The sequence below is a fragment of the Paludibacterium sp. genome (genome assembly GCF_019232825.1).
In the GTDB taxonomy this organism is placed as follows: domain Bacteria; phylum Pseudomonadota; class Gammaproteobacteria; order Burkholderiales; family Chromobacteriaceae; genus Paludibacterium.
The window spans coordinates 1-25293 of record NZ_JAFAND010000045.1 but is presented as its reverse complement, the minus strand read 5'-3'; the positions used below and the strand labels follow the sequence as shown (position 1 = coordinate 25293).

General features: G+C 61.7%; 24 protein-coding genes and 1 pseudogene. 6 read left to right on the top strand and 19 right to left on the bottom strand.

All coding sequences use genetic code 11. The features are described 5' to 3' along the window. The first annotated feature begins 32 nt into the window (after positions 1–32). Positions 33–356, top strand: coding sequence for a DUF190 domain-containing protein (locus tag JOZ06_RS05485; RefSeq protein WP_293229706.1), 324 nt, complete (start codon positions 33–35; stop codon positions 354–356). 88 nt (positions 357–444) lie between these two features. Here the strand turns inward: JOZ06_RS05485 and JOZ06_RS05480 are convergent, their stop codons facing one another. From JOZ06_RS05480 to JOZ06_RS05450, 7 genes are all read right to left on the bottom strand, one after another. Beyond that, entirely contained in the window at positions 445–1830 is a 1386-nt protein-coding gene (locus tag JOZ06_RS05480; protein ID WP_293229704.1) for an outer membrane protein transport protein, read from the bottom strand. 178 nt (positions 1831–2008) lie between these two features. Beyond that, positions 2009–2683 (bottom strand): TetR/AcrR family transcriptional regulator, encoded by a 675-nt coding sequence (locus JOZ06_RS05475; RefSeq protein WP_293229701.1) that lies wholly within the window; start codon positions 2681–2683, stop codon positions 2009–2011. A gap of 101 nt (positions 2684–2784) precedes the next feature. Beyond that, positions 2785–3240: a hypothetical protein gene (locus tag JOZ06_RS05470; RefSeq protein WP_293229698.1), complete on the bottom strand. Its 456-nt coding sequence runs from the start codon at positions 3238–3240 to the stop codon at positions 2785–2787. 343 nt (positions 3241–3583) lie between these two features. Then, on the bottom strand, positions 3584–5572 hold the full coding sequence (locus JOZ06_RS05465; RefSeq protein WP_293229696.1) for an acyl-CoA synthetase: 1989 nt from the start codon (positions 5570–5572) through the stop codon (positions 3584–3586). Beyond that, positions 5569–6522: a fumarylacetoacetate hydrolase family protein gene (locus tag JOZ06_RS05460; RefSeq protein ID WP_293229695.1), complete on the bottom strand. Its 954-nt coding sequence runs from the start codon at positions 6520–6522 to the stop codon at positions 5569–5571. Before JOZ06_RS05460 ends, JOZ06_RS05465 begins: the two co-directional genes overlap by 4 nt. 33 nt (positions 6523–6555) lie before the next feature. Continuing rightward, positions 6556–7626 carry a VOC family protein gene (locus tag JOZ06_RS05455; protein ID WP_293229692.1) on the bottom strand — a complete coding sequence of 357 codons (1071 nt, stop codon included), beginning with the start codon at positions 7624–7626 and terminating at the stop codon, positions 6556–6558. A gap of 10 nt (positions 7627–7636) precedes the next feature. Beyond that, positions 7637–9322 (bottom strand): bifunctional 3-(3-hydroxy-phenyl)propionate/3-hydroxycinnamic acid hydroxylase, encoded by a 1686-nt coding sequence (locus JOZ06_RS05450; protein ID WP_293229690.1) that lies wholly within the window; start codon positions 9320–9322, stop codon positions 7637–7639. 118 nt (positions 9323–9440) lie between these two features. Here JOZ06_RS05450 and JOZ06_RS05445 point away from each other — a divergent pair, with 118 nt between their 5' ends. Then, complete coding sequence (locus JOZ06_RS05445) at positions 9441–10184, top strand: TetR/AcrR family transcriptional regulator (RefSeq protein WP_293229687.1); 744 nt, start codon at positions 9441–9443, stop codon at positions 10182–10184. An 11-nt stretch (positions 10185–10195) separates the two neighbouring features. Here JOZ06_RS05445 and JOZ06_RS05440 read toward each other — a convergent pair whose 3' ends face one another. From JOZ06_RS05440 to JOZ06_RS05425, 4 genes are read right to left on the bottom strand one after another with little or no spacing between them, the layout of a single operon-like run. Then, positions 10196–10780, bottom strand: a complete 585-nt coding sequence (locus JOZ06_RS05440) for a membrane integrity-associated transporter subunit PqiC (protein WP_293229684.1) — start codon at positions 10778–10780, stop codon at positions 10196–10198. Next, entirely contained in the window at positions 10777–12384 is a 1608-nt protein-coding gene (locus tag JOZ06_RS05435; RefSeq protein ID WP_293229682.1) for an MlaD family protein, read from the bottom strand. Before JOZ06_RS05435 ends, JOZ06_RS05440 begins: the two co-directional genes overlap by 4 nt. Next, the gene (locus JOZ06_RS05430; protein WP_293229680.1) at positions 12377–12994 is read right to left on the bottom strand and encodes a paraquat-inducible protein A; all 618 of its coding nucleotides are present in this window, start codon (positions 12992–12994) and stop codon (positions 12377–12379) included. Before JOZ06_RS05430 ends, JOZ06_RS05435 begins: the two co-directional genes overlap by 8 nt. Next, entirely contained in the window at positions 12991–13587 is a 597-nt protein-coding gene (locus tag JOZ06_RS05425; protein WP_293229677.1) for a paraquat-inducible protein A, read from the bottom strand. Before JOZ06_RS05425 ends, JOZ06_RS05430 begins: the two co-directional genes overlap by 4 nt. A gap of 105 nt (positions 13588–13692) precedes the next feature. Here JOZ06_RS05425 and JOZ06_RS05420 point away from each other — a divergent pair, with 105 nt between their 5' ends. After that, complete coding sequence (locus tag JOZ06_RS05420; protein ID WP_293229674.1) at positions 13693–14334, top strand: TetR/AcrR family transcriptional regulator; 642 nt, start codon at positions 13693–13695, stop codon at positions 14332–14334. Positions 14335–14727: 393 nt separating this feature from the next. Further along, positions 14728–16386 (top strand): methyl-accepting chemotaxis protein, encoded by a 1659-nt coding sequence (locus JOZ06_RS05415; protein ID WP_293229671.1) that lies wholly within the window; start codon positions 14728–14730, stop codon positions 16384–16386. 71 nt (positions 16387–16457) lie between these two features. On the opposite strand, the gene JOZ06_RS05410 is transcribed toward JOZ06_RS05415, so the two are convergent. The 4 genes from JOZ06_RS05410 to JOZ06_RS05395 all read right to left on the bottom strand — a co-directional run bounded on the left by JOZ06_RS05410 (position 16458) and on the right by JOZ06_RS05395 (position 21219). Then, on the bottom strand, positions 16458–17060 hold the full coding sequence (locus tag JOZ06_RS05410) for a TetR/AcrR family transcriptional regulator (protein ID WP_293229668.1): 603 nt from the start codon (positions 17058–17060) through the stop codon (positions 16458–16460). Between the two features lie 130 nt (positions 17061–17190). After that, the gene (locus JOZ06_RS05405) at positions 17191–18747 is read right to left on the bottom strand and encodes a DHA2 family efflux MFS transporter permease subunit (protein WP_293229665.1); all 1557 of its coding nucleotides are present in this window, start codon (positions 18745–18747) and stop codon (positions 17191–17193) included. A gap of 14 nt (positions 18748–18761) precedes the next feature. Next, positions 18762–19718, bottom strand: a complete 957-nt coding sequence (locus tag JOZ06_RS05400; RefSeq protein WP_293229663.1) for an efflux RND transporter periplasmic adaptor subunit — start codon at positions 19716–19718, stop codon at positions 18762–18764. 31 nt (positions 19719–19749) lie between these two features. Then, complete coding sequence (locus JOZ06_RS05395) at positions 19750–21219, bottom strand: efflux transporter outer membrane subunit (RefSeq protein WP_293229660.1); 1470 nt, start codon at positions 21217–21219, stop codon at positions 19750–19752. On the opposite strand from JOZ06_RS05395, the gene JOZ06_RS05390 reads away from it, so the two are divergent. Both JOZ06_RS05390 and JOZ06_RS05385 read left to right on the top strand, forming a co-directional pair. After that, positions 21201–21968: a TetR/AcrR family transcriptional regulator gene (locus JOZ06_RS05390; protein ID WP_293229657.1), complete on the top strand. Its 768-nt coding sequence runs from the start codon at positions 21201–21203 to the stop codon at positions 21966–21968. The two genes, JOZ06_RS05395 and JOZ06_RS05390, sit on opposite strands and share 19 nt — an antisense overlap. Before the next feature lie 6 nt (positions 21969–21974). After that, positions 21975–22616 (top strand): TetR/AcrR family transcriptional regulator, encoded by a 642-nt coding sequence (locus JOZ06_RS05385; RefSeq protein ID WP_293229655.1) that lies wholly within the window; start codon positions 21975–21977, stop codon positions 22614–22616. Positions 22617–22781: 165 nt separating this feature from the next. On the opposite strand, the gene JOZ06_RS05380 is transcribed toward JOZ06_RS05385, so the two are convergent. The 4 genes and pseudogenes from JOZ06_RS05380 to JOZ06_RS05365 form a co-directional block, all read right to left on the bottom strand. Next, positions 22782–23735: a sensor domain-containing diguanylate cyclase gene (locus JOZ06_RS05380; RefSeq protein ID WP_293229653.1), complete on the bottom strand. Its 954-nt coding sequence runs from the start codon at positions 23733–23735 to the stop codon at positions 22782–22784. 58 nt (positions 23736–23793) lie between these two features. Further along, positions 23794–24540, bottom strand: coding sequence for an MgtC/SapB family protein (locus tag JOZ06_RS05375; protein WP_293229650.1), 747 nt, complete (start codon positions 24538–24540; stop codon positions 23794–23796). 21 nt (positions 24541–24561) lie between these two features. Next, complete coding sequence (locus JOZ06_RS05370; protein ID WP_293229647.1) at positions 24562–24852, bottom strand: hypothetical protein; 291 nt, start codon at positions 24850–24852, stop codon at positions 24562–24564. 71 nt (positions 24853–24923) lie between these two features. Next, positions 24924–25293, bottom strand: a pseudogene (locus JOZ06_RS05365) (hypothetical protein); the annotation flags it as partial.

Sequence of the window (25293 nt, the reverse complement as noted above, 5' to 3'; positions counted from 1 at the left end):
TAGGTATCGCGCTTGACGATGGGAGCACGACGATGAACGGCTACCAAGTGACGTTTTTCACCCAGCAGGACCGTACCCACGCCGGCCTGCCGCTGGCGGAGTGGCTGGTGCAGCAGGCTCGCAAGCTGAATTTGGAGGGCGCCACCATGGTGGCGGCGTCCGAGGGGCTGGGGCGGCACCACAAGATTCATTCCGCGCGGTTTTTCGAGCTGGCGGATCAGCCGGTCGAAGTGACGATGGCCTTGAGCGAAGCGCAACTGCACTCGCTCTTTTTGCGTTTGCGGGAAGAGAAACTCAACCTGTTCTACGTCAAGGCGCCGATCGAGTACGGTTATAGCGGTCAGACTGAGATCTGATGCAATTCCGCTTCGGCAAAAAGCCCCGGCGCGGAGCGCTACGCCGGGGGAGCTCGGTCAATGCGGCCAGAGCAAGAGGGGAATGAACCTAGAATCGATGAGAGCAGCCGATGCCCAGCAGATTGACGTGGGTGTGATAGCTGCCGTACAGCGTGCCTGCCGCGCTATTGCTGGTATCGCTGATGTCCGCCTGCGTCAATTTAATGTAGCTGTAGGCAATGTCGATGACGTCGTGCGTATCGATCTGGTAGCTGGCGCCGAACGCAACGATGTGGCGAGTGCTGTCCGGCAGCAGGGTCAGCGCATTGTTCGGACTGGACACCGGTGTCTGGTCGACCATATACCCGCCGCGCAGAGTCCATTGCGCATCGAGTTGGTAGCTGGCGCCGAGGGCGGCGCTCCAGCTGTTGCGCCACGTCGTCGGATAGGTGACCTGCCGTCCCGGTATTTGCGCGATGGGCATATCGATTTCAATGCTTTGCAGCCTGTCGTGCCGGACCCAATTCAACGCACCCATCACGGCCCAGCGAGGGCTGATCTGGCGGAAGGCGCTGAGCGAGGCGCTCTCCGGCGTGGTGATGTCGAGCGTGGCGTTGCCGTTGGCCAGCGCGGTTTGAATGCCGGCATTGAGCGGCGAGCCGGCGCCGCCGGGTAGATTGCCCGGCAGGGTGAAGGTCGCCGAACCACGCAACTTCTGCTTGATGGCGGAACGATAGGCCAGGCTGATCCGGGTGGCGGCGTCCGGCGTGTACAGATAACCGGCATTGAAGCCGAAACCCCAGTCATCTCCGGTTATGTGGGCTTTGGCGTCCGGCAGGCCCGCGTAGGCCGCGGCGGCGGCGGAACAGAACGCCGCATTGTTGCCGTTCGCCAAGCAAACGCCGCCGGCGGTCGTGGGCATGTCTTGGCTTTGGTCCAATGTGGCATTCAGATACTGCGCGCTGACGCCCACGCCGATACGGTGATGCTCGTTGAGCTGAAACCCCATGGCCGGGTTGATGTTGAGGGACTTGAAGTCGATGCTCTGCCCGTAATAACGCCCGGCGAAATTGTCGTCGTAGCCGATCTTGGCCCCATAGGGGACGAACAGCCCGATGCCCGCAGTTGTGCGGTCATTGACGCGATGAGACCAATAACCCAGCGGAATGACGGCCAGTTTGGCATAGTCGCCCCCGCCGCCGGCTGGCGACACCGGCTGGCCGCTGCCGGTGGTGGCGCTGCTTTCGCTGAAAGTGGAGTGCGGGTCAACGCCGATCGCGCCCAATGTCAATTGCGTGCCATCCAACCGGGTCAGGCTGGCCGGATTATAGAAAAGGGTCGAGGGGTCGGCGGCCTCCGCCGCGCCGGCATTGGCGCCGCCTTGGGCGCGAATGCTTTGAATGTCGAATTGATAGCCGGATGCCCAGACGGCTTGCCCCATCGCGCATACGGCCGTGGCGACGGCCGCGCAGTGCGCGTACCTGCGATTTCTCATTTGATCTCCCTATGTTGTGTGGTTCGCTCTTTTACTTGGCGAGCTCTAACAATCTTTCATTTTGTTGATTTATGTCAATATGACAATATTGTTCAATATGAAAAACAGGGAAAACACGGCGTATCTGATAAAGAGGGCAGCCATCAGGCGGGGAGGCGGGGCGTTGCGTCAGGCGAGATCAGTTGGATTTAAGCGACATGGGCGTACGGCGCAGAGTCGGCAGTGGCTGTGCCAATACCGTCGCGACGCGATCCGGCGCGACCCCTAGTCCTTGCAGGATGATGCGCACGATATCGGTGTCGTATTCGGGGTAGGGCGTGCCACGAAGATAAGTGCGCATGGCGATGAGCAGGGTGCCGGTGAGCAGGGATAAGGCCGCGCGCGTGTCCGGGAAATGAAACAACCCACTTTGACGCCCGGTTTGCAAGTCGTCCATGACGGGTGCGAAAACCGAATCGTAGGGCAAGGCGTCGAGAAATTCCGGACGGGCGATAAAAGCGGCCCAAGTCGGATCACATGCCGCTCGGCCAAGCCACAAGCGCGCGCCGGTCGTCAATCGCAGTAGCGGGTCGGTCAGTGCGCCGATCTCGTGTTCGATCGAGGCGATGAGGTCGGCGCCGAGCCAGACGAGGGTAGCCTGCAGTAATTCCTGTGTGGTGCTGAAATAGTTGTAGAAAGTGCCGCGCGCGATGCCGGCTTCGGCGATGAAATCCTCGATGACCGGCGCTTCGCTGCCCTTTTGCGCAAACACCTTTAAAGCGGCGACGAGGATTTTGTGACGCGTGCGTTCACGCCGTTGCTGGCCGACCAGCGTTCGGTGATTGATCGATGCGGCGCGCGGTGTTTGGGACATGGTTTATGCATGCTGGATTGCTTGCGATTGCAGCCGATGATATCAAGCTTTCCATGACCTTGACAGGCGTGTCGCGGCAGGTCTCGACAATGCGCCGTCGGCTATTGCTTCTTTCCTGAGTCTGAGTTCAAGGTCGTTGCTTGCAAACTCGCCACCCCGCTGACTTCGTTCGCGGTTCGCGCGGAATTGGCGGCATAGGCGCTTGATTTCGTGGCGTGATCGTTTTGTGCCGTGGCGGCGGTGTTTCTCGCCTGACTCTGAAGCCGGCCGCTCGCGGTGTAGAGATCGCCCGATCCATAGGTGTCGGCGCCGTTGCCGAGCGAAACGATCGTGCTGTCGGTGTTGCTGAGCTGCTGTTGGGTATTGGGGTCGGATTGGGCGTAGGCGACGGCGCTGTTGACTTGGCTTTGCACACCGTTGCGGATGTTCGAGAGATCCTGCTGCCCGGAAGTGGCGTTTGCCGCATCGGCGCTGGCCGAGCTGTTATTGGTACCGGTACTGTAATTGTAGCCGGCGATCGAGCCATAAATTTGAGACAAGCCGTTAAGAGATAGCATGATAGTGTCCTTTATATTTTTATATTTTCATCAGTATTGATAAATTTATCAATATTTTTTTGAACAAAGCGAAAGCCCCCCGCCGCAAGACATTTCGTCGTATTGCGGCGGGGGGCGCCGAGCCCTAGGGCCTGTCTGCAAACTATTTGTGAACTGCGTTTGCCAGACCAGCCCTTCGGGGCCGGCGTCTGCCGGCGCATCGCTTTGTCGTTTGCCCCTGGCAGTGAATGACACTGCGGCGGGGCGCACTCCTCGCGCTGCATCCGGCGGACACCGGCCGCAGCCGCAAATAGTTTGCAGACAGGCCCTAGACGGCATGATGTCGACTTGATCCAACAGCCAATTATTCCGGCATGCGTTCAATCTGGCATTGGCTGCCGTTTTCGGGACACGATAGGGAAAAGGCGAAGGGGAAGCGGCCCAGAATGTCTGCGGCGCGGGCGTCATGCCGGGCGTCGGCCATCACCACTTGCAATACGATGCCACGCGTCTTGTCCTCGATGACTTCGATTTCGGCCACAAGACCATCGTCAGCCAAGGCGGCGCGCAGCGCGTCGGCGATTTCGAGCCGCTTCAGCGCCGGCTTGAATATCTTTCCAACGGCTGTGAGCGGCAGAGCCTCGACGACGTGGATGTGCTTCGGTAATGCGGCGCGCTCGCCGATCTGCCGGCTCAGGAAAGCCGCCAGCTCTTCGCTGCTGACATGGGTGTCGGGTTTTAGCTGGACATACGCCACCGGTAGTTCGCCCGCATGCGCGTCGGGCCGGGCCACCGCCGCCGCTAGCTGAACGGCGGGATGGCGATGCAGCGGTTCCTCGATGGCGGCGGGGTCGATATTGTGGCCGCCGCGGATGATCAGCTCCTTTTTACGGCCGGTGAGCCAAAAGTAGCCGTCGGCATCGCAGCGTGCCAGGTCGCCGGTATTGAGCCAGCGTCGGCCGTCGTCTAGATCCAGCCACAACCCATGGTTTTGCTGGGGCAGGGTATAGCCGGCGAACACGTTGGGGCCGGAAATCGTCAGCACGCCGGTTTCTCCGATGGCGCAGTCGCGCAGATAGCGCCCGGTCTCGTCCAGCACGACGGTCTTCATCGCTTGCCCAGGCAGCCGCAGTCCGATCGATCCCAGCCTCCTTTCTCCATGTGGCGGGTTGACGCTGCTGATGCAGGCTCCCTCTGTCAAGCCGTAGCCTTCGAGGATTCTGAGACCCGTGCGCTCCTGGAACGCGCGGAATACTTCGACCGGCATCGGCGCCGCGCCGCAGATCCCGAATTCGAGCGAGTGAATGTCGTGTCCGTCGAGGGGGACCTCCAGCAGGGCGGCATAAAGCGTGGGGACGCCGCTAAAGAAATTGACGCGATGGTGTTCGACGATCTCCCAAAAACGCTGGATCACCCCTGCGCCGCGGTAGCCTTGCGGCGTGCCCAATAGGACGTGCGCGCCTTTCGAGAAGGGCAGCAGCCCGGTCACCATGGCCGCATTGACATGAAATAGCGGCAGCCCGCAAAACACCGTCTTACCCGCCCCGATGCTGCCGCCCAGGACTTGGCCGGCGCTCCAGGCATTGGCGACTTCGTTGCCGTGGCGGCGCATGGCGATCTTCGGCAAACCGGTGGTGCCCCCGGTACAGAAATAGGAGGAGAAATCGTTGCGGTCGAATTGGCGGCCGCTGTCGAGCGACGCGCCGGATTCCCGCGCGAGACTGCGGCCGAAATCATGGATCTGCATCGATGCGGGCACGGCGCCGCGCACACCGCCACGGCCATGTTGGCGGCGTATCTCGCGCCGTTGCAGCCAGCGGGCCAGCCACTGCCTCGGACCGCGAATCCGGTCGGCCAGGTTGACCAGCACGAGATGGCGCAACGTGTGCGCATTGGCCAGCTCGGGCTGGATCTTGGCCCACAAGTCGGTGCTGGGAAACGGCGCCAGGGTCACCAATACCTGGGCCTTGGCGGCATTGAGCAGCTCGACGATGGCATTGCCTTCCAATAATGGATTGATCGCGCAGACAATGCCGGCCGCCTCGCCGCCCCACAACGTGAAGTGGGTTTCCGGCAGATTGGGCAGCGCGTAGGCGACGACGGCATCACGGTCGATGCCGAGGCGATTCAACAGGTTGGCGCAACGCGTGATGTCGCGCACCAGTTCCTGATAGGTCCAGCATTCCGGCTTGCGGTGACCGCCGCTTTGCAGGAAGAACGAGAGCGCGGGGGCATCGGGGTTGATCGCCGCGCCGCGTAGGATCATGTCGTAGGTACTGGCGGGCAGGTCTGCCGGCATGCCTTGCGCTTCGGCGGCGAGGATATCGGTTTGGCCTGCGATCACTTGCGTCATGAGGCCTCCTTGATGCAATTGCGTTGAACGCCGAGATCGATCATGCCATCCGGGCTGGCAATGTGCGCTTCCACCCGGTCGCCCGGCTGCAGATATTGCGGTCGCGCGGCCTGTACCTTCATAAACATCTTCCACTTGGCCGCCTCTGGCAGCAGCGCGGCAATGCGCTGTTTGGCCGGTGAGGGAATGCTCAGCGCGCAGCCGGCGGGCGTGCCGGTGGCCACCAGGTCGCCGGCAAACAGATCATGGACACCGGACAGCTCCGTCAGCGTCTCCGCCGGGCCGTGGACCAAATTGCCGGTGACGTCACGCTGGCGAACCTGTCCGTTTACCGTCAGCGTCAGCTCCAGCGTGCCGAGCAGCGGCATGTCTTGCGCATCGAGCAGACAGAGATAGGGACCGACCGGGCCGAACGAGCGATAGCTCTTGCCTTTGTAGAACTGCATTTGCGGTATTTGCACGTCGCGCGCCGAGTAGTCGTTGACGATCACGATGCCGGCGAGATACTGATGCAGATTATCGCGAGTGACCGTTTTGCGTGAGGTCAGGTCGCGCTTGAGCACCAGACCCAGCTCGATTTCATAGTCGAGAAAGCGCACATGACCGGGGCGCAGCACGTCGGCATTGGCCGCGACGATGCAGCTGGAGGCTTTGGTGAAGATCATATTGTAGTTTTTCGCATCCGGATCCATCCCGGATTCGATCATGTGCTGGCGATAGTTCGCGCCTTGGCAAATGAATTGCTGATTGCGCGTGATCGGCGATAGCCACTGGACTTCCGATTCCAACAAGGTCGGCCCCTTCAACGCGGCCAGTTGCGCGATGTCGTTGGCCTGCAGGAAGGCGGCGGTGGTGTGGAAGTCGCCGGGAATCGGCGTGATTTGCCCTTGGCGGATCACGCCCCATTGGGTCCGGCCTTGATGGCTGAAATGTAGTATGTGCAATGGCATGGTGCGCCTCGTCGAAGGTTGTGGTGTTAGGCCTTAGGCGAACAATTTGGCGAGCGTTCGCAATTTGGCTAGGGTGAGGTCGGGGCTGCGGCGCAGGCCGCGCCACAGCGCGGCGAGGTTTGCTGGCGTGAGTTTAGGTTTGGTGAAGCTGCGCGGCATGGCATCGCCCCATTGCGCCATCGCCTCCCGGCCGGTCGGATGTATGCCGACGGGGACCGCGGCGGTGAACAGATCGCCGTCGCAGTAATGTTCGTGTTTGTCTCCCCAAGGATCTTGCCAGTAATCGAAGATCTGGCTACCCAGAATATGGCGCCCGATTCCCCATGCATGTTTCCAGCCGCGCTCGCGCAATAGGCTCTGCCCTATGCCGACGGCGTCGGCGTCGACCAGCTCGTATGCGCTGTGGCTGTAGGCGGGAGCGAAACCCTGAGCGAGCGCCAAGGTGTGGTGATCGGCCGGCGTGTCGCCGAGATCGAGCCGCATGAACGCCACCGCCGGCGAACCGTCCGGCAAAACCTGAACGTCACTGGGAATGAAGCCGAAGTGTTGCGTATACCAGGCGCACGTCTCTTGGTAATGGGCCAGCTCCAGCACCACATGCCCCAGGCGGATGACCTCCGGCGCGGTGTGCGGCGGCCGCTGCGTGGCGTTGACGCGAACCACGGTGTCGACGGAGTTGAATGGCAGCGCGCGCCGGCGCGGCAGGTACGCGGCCGGTTCCTGGCCGAAGACGGCATCGACCTGAAAGCCGGAGGGGTCGGTCAGGGTGACCCGCTGGCCGCCGCCCGGTCCGCGCAACGGCCCAATGGCCGATGCGCTGGGAAGTCGCGCGAGCGCCATCAAGTCCGCGACGCTGCCGACCTGTAAACCAAAGCCGACGAAGCGCGCCTTGCGCGCTTTGCGCACGACATAGCAAAACGGCGCTTCTCCAGTGCCGCGCATGAACAGCATGTTGTCGAGGTAGCAAGCCGTGCGCAGGCCGAAATCGGACAAAAACCGTTCGGCCACGTCAAGGTCCGGTCGTTCGAAGATCAAATAGGACAGGGCGGTTGCTTTGGTGGTCGGATTGGGGTGGCGTGCGGGTTGGGCCGTGCTGAGTTTCATCGGCGGCTCCTTAAAAAGGGTGGATTGCATGGACCGGGAGAGGGGGCGCGGCGTGGGCGGCCGTCGTGCCGAGCAAGGCAAGACCTTCGCGGACGATTCGGGCCGCGTCGCCGGCTGGCCCGTCGTACAGCACGGTGCGATCGGGACGGACCAACACGGCCCAGCCGAACGGCACGGCGCGTGGCAGGAAGGCGCCTTCCAGATCCTCCCAGTGACAGCCCTGGGTGAGGTGCAAGCTTTGCCCCCGGTGTGTGATCTGTACGACCCTGCCGCCGGCCATGGCAAAGGCGTGCGCGGTTTCGCTATCGAGCGTGGCGGCGATGTCGCTGCCGAAGCCGATCAGCGCCAACCCGGGTCCAAGCACGTCGTCGCTGAGATGGATCGTCCCGTCGGCGCCGCGCACCCAGCCTTGCGGCAAGGACGCGCCCCGGCGCAGCTTGCTGGCGGATCGGCCGGGGATGAACAGCCCATGCCGGAAAACGTTCTTGGGCTTCATCTCCAGTTCCTCGAACTGCGCGCGCAACGGCGGGATCAAGCGCGTCGCGCGCATCAGGCCGTGGATAAGCAGCGCCAGGACGGCGTTGCGCGGCATGACCAGTTTGCCCATGAATTTGGCAAAATTGATCATCGCCTTGGCGTGAGGCCGCCGCTCCTGGTCATAGCTGTCCAAGATGTGGGGCATGGCACGTCCTTGTAGGACCCAGGCCAATTTCCAGCTGAGGTTGGCCGCATCGCGCAGTCCGGCGACCAGCCCCTGGCCGACAAACGGCGGCGTCACGTGCGCCGCGTCGCCGGCCAGGAACACCCGGCCCTGGCGAAAGCGGTCCACCACCCTGGCGTGGAAGCGGTAAACCGCCTTGCGCTCGATATGCATCTCCTCGATGCGGCCCCAAGGCGCCAGCAGCTCGCGCACGCGATCGTCGGATTCCATCTCTTGACTGGTTTCTCCGGGGCGCAACATGAATTCCCAGCGCTGCCGCCCGCCAGGCGCGACCATGCGCGGGATCGGCCGATGGGCGCAGCAATGGAATTCGACGTGATCGATCGGCTTGGGCGCATTGCTGGCGTCCACCACCAGCCAGTCTTCCGAAAAGGTTTTACCGCGAAAGCCTTGACCAATCAGTTTGCGGACCAGAGAACCCGCGCCGTCGGCCCCGACCAGATAATCCGCCCGGACCGTATGAATCTGACCTTGTCCCAGGTCGAGCTTGGCGCTTACCTCATGGAGTTCGTTGCGGATGTTCATCAGCGTGACGCCGAGCGCGACCTGCGCACCGGGATAGTCATTCAGCCGGTTGCGCAGGAGCCGTTCGAGGCTCGGCTGATGGAACGTCACCAGCTTGGGATGGCCGTCGAGGCTGCCCAGCGTATTGGCGCGCGCAAATTCGCCCAGTTGCGGCGAGCACAGGCGGACATGACTGATGGCCACCGTGTCGAAATCCGTTTCGGATATGCCCGCCATCTGCAGGATGCGTAACGCTTCGTTGTCCAGCGCGATCGCCCGGGGGGCGGTGAAGATGTCGCGCGCTTTGTCCACGGCGAGGACGTGGACCCCGTAGCGCGCCAACAGGTTGGCGATCACGGCGCCGACCGGTCCCAATCCGACGATCAAGACGTCGACCCGGTTGGGCAAAGGGGGTGGGTGGTTTGGCGGGGACGCGCGGGCGCCTCCGTCTACAAGCGGTTGGGTCTCCATGTTTTCTCCTTGTGTGCTGCATTTATTGTGTTTTTGACATTTAAGTCACAGTTGATGATTTTGTCAATTACGATGTCATGACCTATACTCAGCGTTCTTTGCCACTACGCGATCCGTCATGTCCAACCCCTCGCTGCACCCTTCAGAGTCCCTTGCCGTTGCAGGTGACGCCGCCTCGACTGACCGTGAATCGCGCGCAACCCGGCGCAAGCGGGAAACGCGCGCCAAGCTGTTGGAAGCCGCGCTCGCCTTGATGGCCGATAAGGGGATGGAAGGGGTGACCATCAACGAGATCACCGAAGCGGCGGATGTGGGGTTTGGCTCGTTTTACAACCATTTCGAATCCAAGGAAGCGATCTATGCGGCGTTGACGGAATGGGTGTTCGAGGCGTTCGCCGATCGTCTGGATCGCCTGGTGCGGCATCTGGAGGACCCGGCGGAGGTCATTGCCGTGTGCACGCGCCATACGCTATTGCGCGCGCGACGCGAGCCGGTCTGGGGGCGTTTCCTGTTGCGGGAGGGCTTTTCGACTTTGGCGGCGCGCCAGGGGTTGGGGCAGCGTCTATGGCGCGATGTTCAGAAAGGGATGGACGCGCATCGCTTTTTGTCGGACGACCCGTCGATGCGCTTCATTGCGGCGGGCGGCACGGTGTTGGCGGCGATTGCCGCCGAGCTGCGATGGGGCGAAGGGCTGGAGGGGAATGCGGAAAACCCGTCAAATCAGGGGCTAGGTCTCGGCGGTCTGCCGGAGCGCACTGCTTCGGCGGTGTTGCAGATACTGGGACTTGCGAAGCCCGCGGCGGCGGAGGTCGCCACCCGGCCGTTGCTTGGCGAGCCGGGTGACGAAGAGGGGGAACTTTAGGGGCCCTGCGCTCATGGGCAAGGCGGCAGGACGTCATTGCGCCATGACAGAACGGTTTGGGCAATCTGCTGTGCCAACGCGTCTTGCCATTGCCTGATCGTCGCCAGTGTCTGCGCATCCGTCGCGACGGGCCGAGCGCTGAAGCGCTCGGCGCATTGTAGCCGCGCGTGGCCCGGCGCCCCCAGGCTCCAATCCGTTTCGATCTGTATCGGCTGATGTGGTGCAATGTCGAAGCGGCGTAGCGACAATTTCAAACGCAGCACGGGCTGATGGACGGCATCCAGGCCGTCGGCAAGCGGTGCGCCGGTGGCGCCGGTCAATTCGGCCGCAAACGCCGCCCGGATTTCCTCGTCCAGCGGTGCGGCCCATTGTGCGCCGCTCAATATCTCGATCGATCCATCTGCTCGACGCGCCACCCATTCCGGCCGGTCTGCTTCCGCGGGAACCGCCACGGGGAGAATTTCGATCGCATAGCGCGCGGATCGGGGGGCGGCAGGCGCGGATGGCGCCGGAAGCAAACTGTAGTAATGGACGGGGGCCGACGCGCAGGCGGCGAGCAGCAGCCCCATCAGCGTGACGGCAACGGGCGATTTCATGGCGTTCTTTCCTGTTTTTCCCCGCTATCCTGCCGGCCGCGAATCAGCGCCTCGGGGTGCGCATTGAGCTGGTCTGTCAGGCCGCGAAGCGAGCGGGCGCTCCGTTGCAGTTCAAGCAGCGTTTGGTTCAAATTCTGTTGCAGCGGCGCATCCGGCGCCAGCGCATTGTTGGCGCTGTCGAGCGTCTGTCGCGCCGAGCCCAAGGTATCGCGAGCCGCCGGCAGCACTTGGCCGTTGACTTGATGCAGTGTCTGATGGAGCGCTACCAGGTTGTCGTCCAAGTGGCGGGCGATGGTGTCGAAAGGCACTTTATTGAGCTTGCCGACGATGCCGGCCATTTGCTCCTGCAATTGATCGAAGCCGCCGGCGATGGTCGGCAAGGACACGGGACGGCTATTCGGATCGAAGTCCGCCTTGGGCGCGCTGGGGAAGAAATCGAAAGCAATGTACAGTTGCCCGGTCAGGAGGTTGCCGCTACGCGCTTGGGCGCGCAGGCCTTGCGCCACCATGCCGTGCAGGAAGGTGAGCACCTTGTTTGCCGGATCCGTGTTCGCGGGCTGGCTATGATCAATGCGGCGCGGGTAGACCAGCGCGTCCACGACGACCGGATAGCGATGCGAGACGGGGTCGACCTCGACATGTACCGACTGCACTTTGCCGATGTCGATGCCACGGAATTCCACCGGCGCGTTCACGGCGAGTCCGCGCAGTGCCTGATCGAATTTCAGGCGCAGCAACATCGGATCGCCATCAGGCGGCGCCAAGGCGGATTGGCGGTCGGACGCCAGATCGTAGCTTGCCAAGGGCGGTGAGGCAGTGTCGTTGCCAAGTACCGTGTCGAAGGCGATGCCCCCTGCCAACATGGTGGCGACCGATTGCGTTTGTAGTTTTAGGCCATCGGCGTTCAGCGATAAATCCACACCGCTTGCGTTCCAAAAATGGGTGGCACTGGATACCAGACGGTGATAGGGCGCTCGGACGAAGATCCTCAGCGTGACGCCTTGCCCGTCGGCATCGAGCAGATAAGAGGCCAGCTGGCCGACCTGAATGTTGCGGTAATAGACCGGCGAGCCGATATCGAGCGAGCCCAGCGCGGGCGCATGAAGGATAAAGGCCTTGCCTGGGGTGCCGTTGATGATGGTCGGCGGGGTTTCCAGACCGGTAAAGCGATCTCGCCGCGCGGCATCGTGCCCGCTGTCTACCCCGATGTACGCGCCGGAGAACAGCGTGTCGATGCCCGACACGCCGCCCATCCCGATGCGTGGCCTTACTACCCAGTAGCGGCTGTCGGCCCGCGTAAAATTCTTGGCGTTCTTATCCAAATCGATCGTGACCAGCACGGCAGACTGATCGTCGTTCAGCTCGATGCGCTTGACCAGACCGATGACCACATCCTTGTATTTGACCGGCGTCTTGCCGGCCTCCAGGCCGGTGGCGCTTTGGAAACTGACGACGATTTCCGGTCCGGCCGACAGCCAAGCGTGAACCAGCATCGATAACCCGATCAACAGCGCCAGCAGCGGAACGATCCAAATTGCCGACGGCAGACGACGGCGTGTGGCGATACGTGGCTCGCCAGGGGGGGGCGGTAAGGTTTCAGTCATGTTCGGGGTCATCCCAGATCAAACGAGGGTCGAAATGCGACGCGGACAACATCGTCAACATGACGACCGCACCGAAAAAGGCGATGCCGGGCTGGGGCTCGATGCGGCCGAGCAAGTCGAAGCGCACCAGCGCGCACACCAACCCGACGACCAGCACATCGAGCATCGACCAATAGCCGATGAATTCGACCGCTCGGTAGAGCAAAGTGCGTTGTTTGCGGCCAAGCGTATGCTTACGGCGAGTGGTCCACATCAACCAGCCCAGCGCCAGGAATTTGGCGCAGGGAATGACGATGCTGGCGATAAAAATCACAAGCGCGATATCCCATTCGCCAGCCTGCCAAAACGCCATCACACCACTCAGGATGGTGCTGTCCACGGCATGGCCGAACTGGCTTGTGCGCATGACCGGCAACAGATTGGCCGGCAGATAGAACAATATGGCCGCGCACAGTAATGCAAAGGTCCGGCTTCGGCTGGCCGGCTTGCGGCTGTGCAAGCGCGCGCCGCACCGCGGGCAACGGGCGTGGGCGTTTGACGGCGCGTCGCTGACCAACGTGCAGAGATGGCAAGCCGCCACGCCCAGTCTTTGGGCGCGAGGGGGGCTCATGTCGGCGGCTCCCATAGGGTGCGTAAATCCTGGGTGCCGAGGTAGCCATTGAGCAGCGTCAGAGCGGCCAACGCCCAGAGCCCGGCGCCGGCATGCACCTCCAGATAACCGGACAGTTTGATCATGGCGATCAACACGCTCAGCAAGCACACTTCGATCATGCTCCATGGCCGTAGCCAGGCGATGAGCCGCATGGCCGTTGCGAAGGCGGGTGCGGTTTTATTCGTCGAGGCAAAGCCCAGCACCCAGCACTGCAATAGGCTCAGCCCCAGCGGGACAAGCAGGATCGCGGCGACCGGGACGGCAATCGGCGCACCCACGCCTTGGGTTAGCGCCATGGCGGCTTGCCATAAGGTGGCATCGGTATGGCGTCCCCATATATCGACCTGAATGACGGGGCAGGTGATGACGAGGAGAAACGCGATGACCGACGCAATGTTGAGTGCCAGCGCGCGTTCTTCATGCAAAGGCGCGCGGCATGCCAGCGGTAGTCCACAGACGGTACAGTGCGCGCGCTGACGCCGGGTGAGCCGAGGGCGTCGATAGACACAGTCGCAATGTTCGCAGACGATCAGATGCGGATGGGTGTTCAAACCCCGAAATTCCCTTGTAACACAATGAAGGGCAAAGCCCGGTGGTGGTGTGGTTTTTTGCTATACTAGACGAATTATTCTAGTTTTAACAAGCTTTTTCTTACCATGAAAACGTCCATCGAGACTGACTGCGACGCATCCCCTTCTATTCGTCAGCGGCGCCGGCCCCAGCAGCGGCGCGGCAGCGCGCGCGTGGCGGCCATCTTGGACGCCATGGCGACGCTCGTTGCCGAAGGCGGCCTGGAAAATGTCACCATGCACGGGTTGGCGGAGGTCGCCAGAACGTCAATCGGCTCGCTCTATCATTTCTTTCCTGATCGGGATAATGTGCTGCGGGCGTTGGAGGAACGGCATGCTGCGGCGATGGGCGACATCACCGCCAAGTTGCACGCCATTCCCTTGGCCGTGTGGCGTGACGCCAGTGTTGACGAGGTGGCATGGCATCTCACCGCGGATTATCTGAATTATCTTCGTGCTCATCCCGACTATTTCCCGATCATGGTTAATCGCCGACTCCCGCATACCGATGCGGTTTTCGTCGCGTTGCTGAATGGGGTGTTGTCCATTCGGCTGCCGGGGGCAAATAGCGAGACATGCCATATTTATGCGAATACGATTCACGCGCTGCTGCTTGGTGGCATCACCATGGCTTATCAGTCGGGGCCGGCAGTTCTGTCCTCTTTTATGACGGAGATGCCGCGCGTGTTGAAAACCTATCTTGCCGATTTGGAGCGTCAGCAGGCATGAGTCGACGAAAAGCGCCGGATCTCCTTCCCGCGGGAGGAGGGTAAACAGCCGGCTGTAGCCTGTGTCGCGATTGTCTTGTCTTTGTGATCAAAGCGGTTGGCATTTTCAACCCATTCTGTTGACAAACCGCCAAGGAAAATCATATTCTCTCTATATGTACCGTACTGTACGGTACGTGTCAGAGTGGTGCCTATCGGTGAGTTACCGATTGATGCCGTCGCGTCAGGGAAGGCTGTATCGCTGTCGGGTGATGAGTTGGTGCAAACGAGGGCATCCGACCGTGGCAGCCGGCTCCTGTATTGTTAGCCCCCTTGGCCCGGTCCGTACCGGGCTTCTTTTTTAACGATGCTGGCTGGTGATTCGGCTGGCGAGGGTGCACAAAGTGCAGTTTGCATGATGATGATCTCAAAGCGTATTTCGATGTTACTGGTGTTGTCCCTGCTGACATTATGGGTGGTTGGCGTAGGCGGTTTGCGCGAACTCGGTAAAGCGCAATCCCGCTTCGAATATGTTCAAGCGTTGCTGGTGCCGAAATTCAAAGATTTGTACGCGATGCGCGACGCGGTTGGGCAAATGCGCGTGACGACGCTGCGTGGCGCGTTGGATGGGCCGGCGCACATGGCGGATTACAACCGCCAACTCGACCGGATCGACAAACGATTTGACGATTTGCTGCAGCAGTACGCAACCGACGCCGCCGCCGAGACGGAGAGCCATGTGCTGAGCGACGAACAGGAAGCGCAAACCGCTCAGACCGACAGAGCGATGGCTGCCGCGGACAAGGCGGCGCTGCAAGGCTATCGCGAAGCCCGGCGCCGCTACCTGGCTCTGGTGAGCGCCGGCAACGGCCCTGCGGCGCAGGCCGGCTTTGTCGACACCGGCCGGGCGGGCAGCGTGCTGACGTCAGCGATTGACAGCCATTTGGCATTCAACCTGCAGCTCGGCGCAACCCTCGATGCGGTCGGCCAACAAACCTATGCTCAGTCGCGCGACATACTGGCGGTGGTCTTGGCGGGAACGACGGCCGCACTGCTGCTGATCGGCGTGCGTATGCTGCGCGAGATACGCGGCAGCCTGGGAAACATGCAAGACACCATGACGCAAACGAGTCAAACGCTGGATCTCACCACCCGCGTCGAGGTGCGCAAGCAGGACGAGGTCGGATTAACCGCTGCCGCGTTCAATCATTTGCAGGACCGGCTGCAGTCGAACATGCGATTCATCCATCAGGGGGCGGAGGATGTGATGAATACCGCCAGGCAATTGGCGCAGGCTTCCGCGGAAGCGTCACGCTCAGCCGCGGCGCAAAGCGAATCCTCGGCCAGCATGGCGGCAACCGTCGAACAACTGACGGTGAGCATCAATCATGTCAGCACGCGAGCGCAAGAAACGCTGCAGCAGGCCAATGAAGCCGGCGAGATGGCCAAAGCCGGCTCGGACACCATTGGCCGGACGATAGAGGACATCCGGGCGATCTCGCAATCGGTTTCCGAGGCCGCGAGCAGTATTCGCGAGGTGGAGGACGACGGCACGCGAGTCGAAAGCGTGGTGCAGATGATCAGCGATATCGCCGACCAGACGAATTTGTTGGCGTTGAATGCCGCCATCGAAGCCGCGCGTGCCGGAGAGACCGGGCGCGGGTTTGCCGTGGTGGCTGACGAGGTGAGAAAACTGGCTGAGCGCACCACCAATTCGACGCGCGAGATTGCGGGCACGATCGGCGAGATGCGACAGCATGCGCAACACGCCACGGCGCGGATGCAGAACGCCGAAGCGTTGGCGACGCAAGGCGTGGCGCGCGCGGATGAAGCCGACCATGCGATCCGCCGCATCGGCGATTCGACGTCCGTTGCCGCGGCGCATGTCGGCGAGATCAGCGTTGCCATCGAACAGCAGGGGGCCGCGAGCAACAGCATTGCCGCGCAAGTCGAGCGCATTGCCCAGATGGCGGAAGAGGCCAGCAAAACGGCACTGTCATCGTCGGAACTCGCCGCGCGGCTCGATCAAATGGCCGCGCACGTCTCCCAATTGCTGCAGCAATATCGATTGTGATCTTTGTTGGTTCAGTGTTTTCCGCCGATCCGCGTGTCGCGGGCGGGCCGGCAGTTGCCGGCCCCGCCGGCTTATAGGTCGCGGAAGCGCTGGGCGCCTTGCGCGCCCGTGTCGTTGCACGTCATGCCATCCATAAAGCGAAGTACGAGCTGTTCCGCAAGTACGGTATTGCCGCCTTCCCCCGCCAACTGACTCAATTGGATGCCTTCGGTCAATCGCATCAACCCTAGCGCGACCACTTCGGGGGGCGCGAGGGTTTTGCGCCCGGTCAGGGCGCAGATATTGCTGAGGGCTTCGGTGACGCGGGTGGCGGCATGCTGGCTGAACGTGGTGAACCAATGGCGGAAACCCTCGTCGCGTGCCGCGAGCAACTTCGCCTCTGTCCAGCACAGCATGCACAGCCGGTGGCGGCGCAGCGTATGAAATAACGTCAGAATCTGCTCCCGCCAGGGCGTCGTATCCTCAGAGGCGGCACAGATCGGTTCAAGTTCGGCAAATGCCTCATTGCCGAGGTGTACAAGCAGATCCACGAACATCACGGTCTTGCTGGAGAAGTGCATATAGAACGCATCGGCATTCAGCCCCGCTTCGCGGGTAATGTCGTCGATGCTCAAGGTGCTGAGACCGCGCGCGGCGATCAGATTGAGCGCGGCGCCAAGGAGCAGCCGGCGCACCGGTTCTTGTTGGCTTATGCATATAGGCTGGGTTGTGGGCATAGTAAACTCACTCATTCTGCTCGTTATGGACTCACGGCATCGTCGCCGAAACGGAGCGGACGCTGCCGCCCGCTCCGCTTAGCAGGGATCAATGTCCGACCGAGTTCGGATCGACAACGCGCGATGGCTTGGGTGCCAACAGGATGGCCGCGGTGGCGATCAGGAATACACCCCCAATCGTCACCATGAGCCCGTTGGTTGCCAACAGCAGGCTCTGGCCGTTCACCATCATGTTGATCATCTCGCGGGCCATCTGCGCATACCGTCCGCCATTGTGCAGAAGCTGGGCGGCCTGACCGGTGGGGTCGAGCACGTTGGACAACTCGGCATGGGCGATATAGCTGCGGTCCTGCCAGGCCGTGGTAACCAACGACGTGGCGATGGCGCCGGAAATGGTGCGCACGAAGTTCATCAGACCGGCGGCCGACGCCGTCTCTTCCTCCTCCACCGAGCCCATCGCCAAACCGGTCAACGGCACGTAATACATCGGCATGCCCACGCCCATGAAGAACAACGGCACGCAGATGGTGAAGTAGCTCATGTCCGAGGTCGCCACGGAACGCCAGAACGTGTTGATCGCGAGCCACAGCGTGCCGATGAAGATCAGCTTGCGCGGATCGACGCGGTTGGCCATGTTGGCGGCGATCGGCGAGAACACCACCGACAGCAGGCCGCCCCACGCCACCACCAGACCTGCCCAGGTGGTGTTGTAGCCCATGTTGTATTCCAGCCATTGCGGCGTCAGTACGTTCAGCCCGAAGAAGGCGCCGAACGCCAGTGCCAACACGATCATGCAGGAGGAGAAGCCGCGATGTCGGAAGACCCTCAGGTTGACGATCGGGTGTTCTTCGGTCAGCTCCCAAATCAGGAAGGCGCAGAACCCGATCGCCGCGATGACCGCCAAGATGCGGATTTCATCGGAGGCGAACCAGTCCAGGTCCTTGCCCTCGTCGAGCATGATCTGCAGCGAGGCGACCCACACCACCAGCAGCAGCATGCCGATGCGGTCGATCGGGTTGTTGATGATCGGATCGACGTAGCGCTTGAGCAGGCTCCAGGCGATCACGGCGAAGGCAAGCGCCATCGGCACATTGATCAAGAAGACCCACGACCAGTTGTAGTTGTCGCACAACCAGCCGCCCAGCACCGGCCCGACCACCGGCGCCAACAGGGTGGTCATCGCCCACAGGCCCATGGCCTGCATCGACTGCTCTTTGGGGAAGATGCGCAGCAACAGGGTTTGCGACAGCGCCATCAGCGGGCCGCCGGCCATGCCTTGCAATACCCGCATCAGCAACAGCATACCCAGCGAGGTGGACATGCCGCACAACAGCGAGAAGACGCCGAACATCGCCACCGCCACGGTGAACAGCTTGACGGCGCCGAAGCGGGCCGACAGCCAGCCCGTCAGCGGTACGGTGATCGCTTCCGCGACCGCGTACGAAGTGATGATCCACGTCCCCTGGCTCGACCCCGCGCCAAGCGCGCCGGCCATGTTGGGCACGGTCACGTTGGCGATGGTCATGTTGAGGACGGCGACGAAGTTCGCCATGGCCAGCACGATACCCGCCACCCACAGCAGCGCGCCGCTGAGGGAGGCCGGCTCGCTGGCTGGCGCAGACTCGTGTGACAGGGTGTGTTCCATGTCTTTTCTCCCGCTTAGGGCTTGTTCTGCAGATCGATCGTCGTGTTCATCGACAGCCCCACGCGCAGCGGGTGTGCCGCGAGCTCAGCCGGGTCGAGACGGATACGCACCGGCAGACGCTGTACCACTTTGATCCAGTTGCCGGTCGCGTTCTGTGCCGGGATGATGGAGAACGCCGAACCCGTGCCGCCGTCGAAGCCTTCCACGACGCCGTGGTAGACGATGTCGCTGCCGTAGAGGTCGGAAGTCATCGTTGCCTTTTGCCCCGGACGAACGCCTTCCAGCTGCACTTCCTTGAAGTTGGCGTTGACGTACATGTTTTGTACCGGTACGACCGACAAGAGCGGCACAGACGGCTGAACGCGTTGTCCGAGCTGAACCTCCCGGCGGGCGACCACGCCGTCCACGGGCGCGCGGATGATCGTGCGCGCCAGGTCCACCTTGGTCCGCTCCAGCCGCGCCTGTGCTTGGGCGATGCTGGCGTTGGCCGCGTCCAAAGCGGCATGCGCGTTGTTCTCCGCATCCTTGGTATGGGTGATTTCGTCGCCGGATACCGCGCCGGTGCCGGCCAGCGCTTGGCGGCGGCTAAGGTCGATGTTGGCGCGTTCGAGGTCGGATTCCGCGGCGATTTTCTGCGCTTGGGCGCGAGCCAGATCGGCTTGGGCCTGGCGCATATTCAGCGTGGCGTCGGTGTTGTCCAACGCGATAAGCACGTCGCCGCGCTTGACTTTCTGGCTGTTGACGACTTTGACATCGGCGACTTGGCCGTCGACTTGCGAGGTGACTTGCGCCACTTCGGCATTGGTGTAGGCATTGTCGGTCGAGACGAAGTGGGAAGCGACCAGCTTCCAGTATGCGCCATAGCCGCCGCCTGCCGCCGCGACGGCGAGCGTGAGCAATACGAAGAGTTTTTTCCGCTTGAGGCTAAGTTCCGCTTTGTTCGCCGCCGGCGCTTGAATGGACTGGCTCATTTCATTTTCTCCTAAAAATACGTAATGGTGATTACTTGGCAGCGCTGTTCACGATCTTGCCGCTTTGAAAGCCGCCCCCGAGGGCGCGCACCAGCGCGATGTCGAGCGTCAGCGCACGGGCTTCCACGTCGGCCTGGCTGCGTTTGGCGGAAACCAGCGCGTCTTCCGCTATCAGCACGTCAAGGTAGGTGGCCAGCTCGCCTTGATAGCGCTGGTTGACGATGTCGTAGGCCGACTGCGCCGCCGCGACCGCCGCGCGGGTCGAGGCGAGTTCCGCGCCGAGCGCCTTTCTGCTGGTCGCGCTGTCGGCGACCTCATGCAGCGCGTTGGTCAGCGTGGCGTCATAGTTGGCGACGGCCATCTCGTATTCGGCGTGCGCGCCGCGCAACTGCCCCTGCAGGTGTTGGGTGTTGAAGATGGGCAGCGAGATGGCGACGCCGGCGTCGCCGATGTCGGAGCCCGATTTACTCAGGTTGTTGATGCCGAGCGACTGCACGCCGAGCAGACCCACCAGATTGACGCTGGGATAGAAGCCGGCTTTGGCTTGATCGATGCGCTTTGCCGCGGCTTCAGTGCGCAGGCGTGCCGCCACCACGTCGGGACGGCGGCCGAGCAGGTCCAATGCCAGGTTGGACGGCAGGCCGGTGGAGACGGCGATATGCGCGGTCGGCCGGGCGATGGCGAGCGCGCGGTCCGGGCCTGCGCCCATCAGCGCCGCAATGGCGTTCTTCTGCAGGGCGATGCGTTCGTCGGTCACGTGCAGGTTGGCTTCCGCCTCGGCTTGCCGTGCCTCGACTTGCCGAACGCTGGCCAGCGTTTCCAGCTCGGAGCGGTAACGTTGCCGGAATAAAGTGACTGTGCGGGTCCGCAGCGTCAGCGCTTCGGCATCGGCATCGCGGACGCTATACAGATGGGCCAACTCGGCATAGGCCGTGGCGATGGAGGTCGACAGCAACAAACGCGTTTGCGCGATTTCGGCCTGATCCGCCTCTTGCTCCGAGAGCGCCGCGGCCAACGCAGCGTGGTTTTTGCCCCAGAAATCCAACTCCCAGGACATGTTCAGCGAGGCCAGACCATAGTCGTGCCAACCCTGCGGCAAGGCTTCGCGCGGCATCAGATAGTTGTAGCTTTGCTTGGCGCCATCCAGCCCCACGTTGCCCGATACCTCGGGCATGCTCGTGGCGTTGGCATGCTGCACCATGGCGGTGGCCATATGGAGGCGGGCTTGCGCCATGCGCAACGTAGGCGAATCGTTGAGCGATTCATCGATGAGCTGATTCAGTTGCGCATCCCGGTAGGTGTGCCACCAGCCATCGCCAGGCCACATGGCCGCGGGAGCGGCGAGCGATTGCGCGCTGCCGAGCTGTTCGACCGGTTTGACGGTCGGCAACGTGCCCATATTGGGAATTTGGGCGCAGCCGCCGAGCCCGAACAGGCCCGTCACCAATAAAGCGGCGAGGAGCCGCTGGCGGCGGGGATCAAATGAAAGTGTTGTTCCCATGGTCTTCTTTCCTAAGTGAACCGTACAGTACGGTTTATAATATTGACTTCCATGCCTTGTCAAGAGAAAATAGTACCGTACTGTACAGTTTGATGTTTTTTACTCACAAAAAAGGAGGGCAGGCGATGATGAAAGGAAATGCAAAGCGGCAGGCGATTCTGGACACGGCTTACCGTCTGTTCCTGGAGCTGGGATACGACAATACGTCGATGTCCGAAATCACCTCCCAGGTCGGCGGCTCCAAGGCGACGCTGTATCACCACTTCGCGTCGAAGGAAGAACTGTTCGTTGCCTGCATGACCGCCGCGATCGACAAGCATGTGGCCGGCGCGCTCGCCAGCTTGTCGACCGACTCGGCGGATATGGTTTCCGTGTTGCAGCGCTTTGGAGAAAACTTCCTGCAGTTCGTTTGCTCCAGCGACATGATCGCGGTGAGACGGCAAATGGTGGCCGAAGCTTCGCGCTTGGGCGTCGGCAAATTGTTTTTCGACAAGATCCGCACCATTGCCAATCACGTGGCGGTTTTTCTGGATGCCTGCATGGCAAGCGGCAAGCTTAGGCGCGGCGACGCCATGCTGGCCGCTAACCATTTGCGTGGCTTATTGGAGTCGGAGATCCTCGAACCGATGCTGCTGCAAGCGCTGGAGCCGTGGCCGGACGAGGCGGAGAAGAATGCCTCCGCGAAACGCGCGGTGGATGCTTTTTTGAGAGCCTACGCACTTGACGATGGCTTGAAGCAGCGAGAATAGCCTCTTATGTCACAGTCTATTTCCAGGCGTATGGGACGGCCGGATGCGCAAGCGGTCGAAGAGATCGGCCAGCGCATTCTGAGCACGGCAACACGCCTATTTATCGAGCATGGTTATGCGGCCACGTCGATGGAGCAGATCACCGCCACGGCGGGCGTCAGCAAACAGACGATCTACCGCCGTTATGTGTCCAAGGAGGAGTTGTTCGTCGCGGTCATCCGCGATTTGGCCGCTTCATTGTTGGAGACTTCCGTCACAGGGAAAACCGATCTGCAAAATCCCTTGGTGGGATTGAATGAAGCCTGCTGGGCGCTTTTGCAGTTGACGGCAAGATCGGAAACCGTGGCGCTATTCCGCATTTTGATTGCCGAGGCGGTCCGTTTCCCCGATCTGGTTGTCCGTGTCAAAAAAGCCGCCATGCAGCCGATCGAGGACGTCATGCGTTTTCTGCTGCATGCTGCCCGCGAGGCGGGGCTAATCCGCCACGACATTCCCGAGGAGGATATGGTCAACGCCTTGACAGGCATGAGCATGGGCTGGTTTTTCCAGCAAAGGCTGCTGGGGCACCCCTGCATGGGGACGGAAACGGAGCGGCGCTTTTTCTTCGATAACGCCTGGGACATGTTTTTGGCCGGGGCGCGAGCGTAAGGGGCGTAGGTTCGGCTTGTGTTGAACTGTAATGTACGGTACAGTATGGATATGTGGTTGATCACCGTTGGCCACATGAAGCAAGCGGTGAGATTTCACTGCTTACGAGCTCCAGTTCGCCCGGCCGTTGGCCGGGCATTTTTTATTTTGCGGCGGCGGGGCCACTCATTGGCGGCTCGGCGCGAACGGCACAATCCGATTGCGCCCGGCGGTTTTGGCCTGATAGAGCGCCTGATCGGCCTGGGACAGTAATCCGTTTTCGTCGCAATCGACGTTGGATGGCGCATCGACGACGCCGGCCGAGAAGGTGTAGCCCAAGCCGGGCGCCACTTGCTCCAGGCGCTGTGCCGCGATGAATCGGCTCATGCGGGTCAGCACTACGACGGCGTCGCTTAGCGTGGTGTCCGGCATGACGACCGCGAACTCCTCGCCGCCGACGCGTCCGATCATATCGGTATTGCGCATATGTTCGGTCAAGGCGTTGGCAAAGTGACGCAGCACGGCATCGCCCGCGGGATGGCCATAATGGTCATTGATGCGTTTGAAATGATCGAGATCGATCATGGCGACGCAAAGCGGCTGCCGGTAACGGCGCACGCGCGCGACTTCGTGCCGCAACTGCTGCATGAGATGGCGGCGGTTGGCGACCCCTGTCAGTTCATCGATCAGCGCCAGCTGTTCCACTTCTGCATGTAGTCGTACCAATTCCGCTTGCAGCCACTTTTGCTCCGAAATATCGGTAGAGATGAACATCACCCCGCCTTGCACCGTAGACTGCTTGGTGACGAGCAGGCAGCGACCATCGAGGAGCGTCAGCTCGAAAATATCGGTGGCGGTGGAGCGGGTTCTTTCATGCGCCTCGTGTAGCCAGGCTTCCAGATTCGGCGCATCGAGCACGCCGTGAATGCCGCGGTTGCGGATGTAGAGCCAGGTGAACAGGGTATCGATATGGCGGCCGACCATTATGTCTTGGCTGTCCAGCGAAAGCATCTCGGCCTGCGCCTTGTTTTGGTAGAGGATGGTATCGTCGGCGTTGATGATGGTGATGCCGTTCTGGCAAATGTCGAGATAGTCGACCAGAATCTCGCTGACCGCGGACGTGACTTGAGCTGTCGGCATGATGTTCCCCCTGCAGTGTTCTGTTTTTTTTAGAATAGCGGCTACGGACTCTCTCGCGTCAGTTGCGCGCCCGTGTCATGCTGAAGTTCACTACACCCTCGACGGCCGCCAATTCCTGCGCGAGCTGCGCGACGGTTTCTCCCTGATTGCGGCGCACCGAGATGGCGATGAAATGCCATTCGGCGATGCCATCCTTGGAGATGATGGTCAGGCTGTCCGGGTCGATCTCGTAGCCGCGCTCGAGCGACACGCGCCTGAGTTCCGTTTCATCCGGCACGAAGCCTTGGCGGAAGCACAGCACCATGTGAATCACCTGACGCGACGGCAGCCAGGCTTCTAGTCGGGAGATCACGATCATCGCCGCCACCGTGATCAATGTAAGGAAAATCGCCGCGGCGTAAAAGCCGACGCCGACCAGGACGCCGACCGCGGAGGACATCCAGATCGATGCCGCGGAGGTCAGGCCGCGGATGCTCATGCCGTCCTTCATGATCACCCCAGCGCCGAGAAAACCGATGCCGGTGACGATGCCCTGGATCACCCGTGTCGGGTCGCCCATGCCGGCATGCAAATGACCGCCGAACCAGTCGCCGGAATAACCGGTCACCACCGTCAGCGCCGTCGAGGCCATGCACACCAGGCCATAGGTGCGCATGCCGGCCGCGCGGCCATGGTAGGTGCGCTCGTAGCCGAGGATGACCCCCAGCGCCAGCGCGCCAAGCAGATTGAGCGCCACGATCACGTTGGTGGCGATGATCGGGTCTGACCAAAAACTCGAGAGTTCGCCTGGAGGTAGGAGCGCCATGATTTCCCTTGCCGGTTTGGGTTAGAACACGCTGGACGCGCCACCGCCGAACACGCCGGCCGCGCCGATGAAATAGCCGAAGTCGTACCAGGCGCCATTGTTGTAGATGGCGTAAATGGCGACATGGCGGTCGAACAGCGAGACCGCCCAGGCGAATGGCAGGATCATACCGTGCCAGATACCGTGCAGAAAGCCTACCGGCGCGCGCGCCGCGGCTTGGGCGAAGGTGACGTGGTCGGCGCAGCCGCTGAGCAGCAAGGCGATCGCCAGCAGCGCAAGCAAGGTTTTCAGGGGTAATGTTTTCGTGATCATGGCGTTATTGTGCCACGGTTTACGCAAGAAAAAGACTACCGACAGGTAGCCTTTTCCTTGCGTGAAGGGGATTACAGCCCTTGCGTATAGGCTTCTTCTCCATGCAACGCGGCGTCCAAGCCGGTTTCCTGCGTATGCGGATCGACCTTGACCGGGGTGAAGCGGTCGATCACCCACAGCATGCCGTAGGTGAACACGAACGCCCACACGCCGGAAACGACGGCGGCCACGATCTGTTTCCACAGGAACGAAGCGTCGCCGGCCAACAGGCCGTTGGCGCCGGCGGCGTTCCAGGTCTTGTCGGCGAACACGCCCAACAGGATGGTGCCGAGCAAACCGCCGACACCGTGCACGCCCCAGACGTCGAGCGCGTCGTCCCAGCCCAGGCGGTTCTTCATCATCACCGCGTAGTAGCACACCACGGCGGCGGCGGTACCGATC

Coding starts and splice junctions, on each gene's coding strand:
- JOZ06_RS05485 (WP_293229706.1), top strand. CDS start 33: ATGAACGGCTACCAAGTGACGTTTTTCACCCAGCAGGACCGTACCCAC.
- JOZ06_RS05480 (WP_293229704.1), bottom strand. CDS start 1,830: ATGAGAAATCGCAGGTACGCGCACTGCGCGGCCGTCGCCACGGCCGTA.
- JOZ06_RS05475 (WP_293229701.1), bottom strand. CDS start 2,683: ATGTCCCAAACACCGCGCGCCGCATCGATCAATCACCGAACGCTGGTC.
- JOZ06_RS05470 (WP_293229698.1), bottom strand. CDS start 3,240: ATGCTATCTCTTAACGGCTTGTCTCAAATTTATGGCTCGATCGCCGGC.
- JOZ06_RS05465 (WP_293229696.1), bottom strand. CDS start 5,572: ATGACGCAAGTGATCGCAGGCCAAACCGATATCCTCGCCGCCGAAGCG.
- JOZ06_RS05460 (WP_293229695.1), bottom strand. CDS start 6,522: ATGCCATTGCACATACTACATTTCAGCCATCAAGGCCGGACCCAATGG.
- JOZ06_RS05455 (WP_293229692.1), bottom strand. CDS start 7,626: ATGAAACTCAGCACGGCCCAACCCGCACGCCACCCCAATCCGACCACC.
- JOZ06_RS05450 (WP_293229690.1), bottom strand. CDS start 9,322: ATGGAGACCCAACCGCTTGTAGACGGAGGCGCCCGCGCGTCCCCGCCA.
- JOZ06_RS05445 (WP_293229687.1), top strand. CDS start 9,441: ATGTCCAACCCCTCGCTGCACCCTTCAGAGTCCCTTGCCGTTGCAGGT.
- JOZ06_RS05440 (WP_293229684.1), bottom strand. CDS start 10,780: ATGAAATCGCCCGTTGCCGTCACGCTGATGGGGCTGCTGCTCGCCGCC.
- JOZ06_RS05435 (WP_293229682.1), bottom strand. CDS start 12,384: ATGACTGAAACCTTACCGCCCCCCCCTGGCGAGCCACGTATCGCCACA.
- JOZ06_RS05430 (WP_293229680.1), bottom strand. CDS start 12,994: ATGAGCCCCCCTCGCGCCCAAAGACTGGGCGTGGCGGCTTGCCATCTC.
- JOZ06_RS05420 (WP_293229674.1), top strand. CDS start 13,693: ATGAAAACGTCCATCGAGACTGACTGCGACGCATCCCCTTCTATTCGT.
- JOZ06_RS05415 (WP_293229671.1), top strand. CDS start 14,728: ATGATGATGATCTCAAAGCGTATTTCGATGTTACTGGTGTTGTCCCTG.
- JOZ06_RS05405 (WP_293229665.1), bottom strand. CDS start 18,747: ATGGAACACACCCTGTCACACGAGTCTGCGCCAGCCAGCGAGCCGGCC.
- JOZ06_RS05400 (WP_293229663.1), bottom strand. CDS start 19,718: ATGAGCCAGTCCATTCAAGCGCCGGCGGCGAACAAAGCGGAACTTAGC.
- JOZ06_RS05390 (WP_293229657.1), top strand. CDS start 21,201: ATGAAAGTGTTGTTCCCATGGTCTTCTTTCCTAAGTGAACCGTACAGT.
- JOZ06_RS05395 (WP_293229660.1), bottom strand. CDS start 21,219: ATGGGAACAACACTTTCATTTGATCCCCGCCGCCAGCGGCTCCTCGCC.
- JOZ06_RS05385 (WP_293229655.1), top strand. CDS start 21,975: ATGTCACAGTCTATTTCCAGGCGTATGGGACGGCCGGATGCGCAAGCG.
- JOZ06_RS05380 (WP_293229653.1), bottom strand. CDS start 23,735: ATGCCGACAGCTCAAGTCACGTCCGCGGTCAGCGAGATTCTGGTCGAC.
- JOZ06_RS05375 (WP_293229650.1), bottom strand. CDS start 24,540: ATGGCGCTCCTACCTCCAGGCGAACTCTCGAGTTTTTGGTCAGACCCG.
- JOZ06_RS05370 (WP_293229647.1), bottom strand. CDS start 24,852: ATGATCACGAAAACATTACCCCTGAAAACCTTGCTTGCGCTGCTGGCG.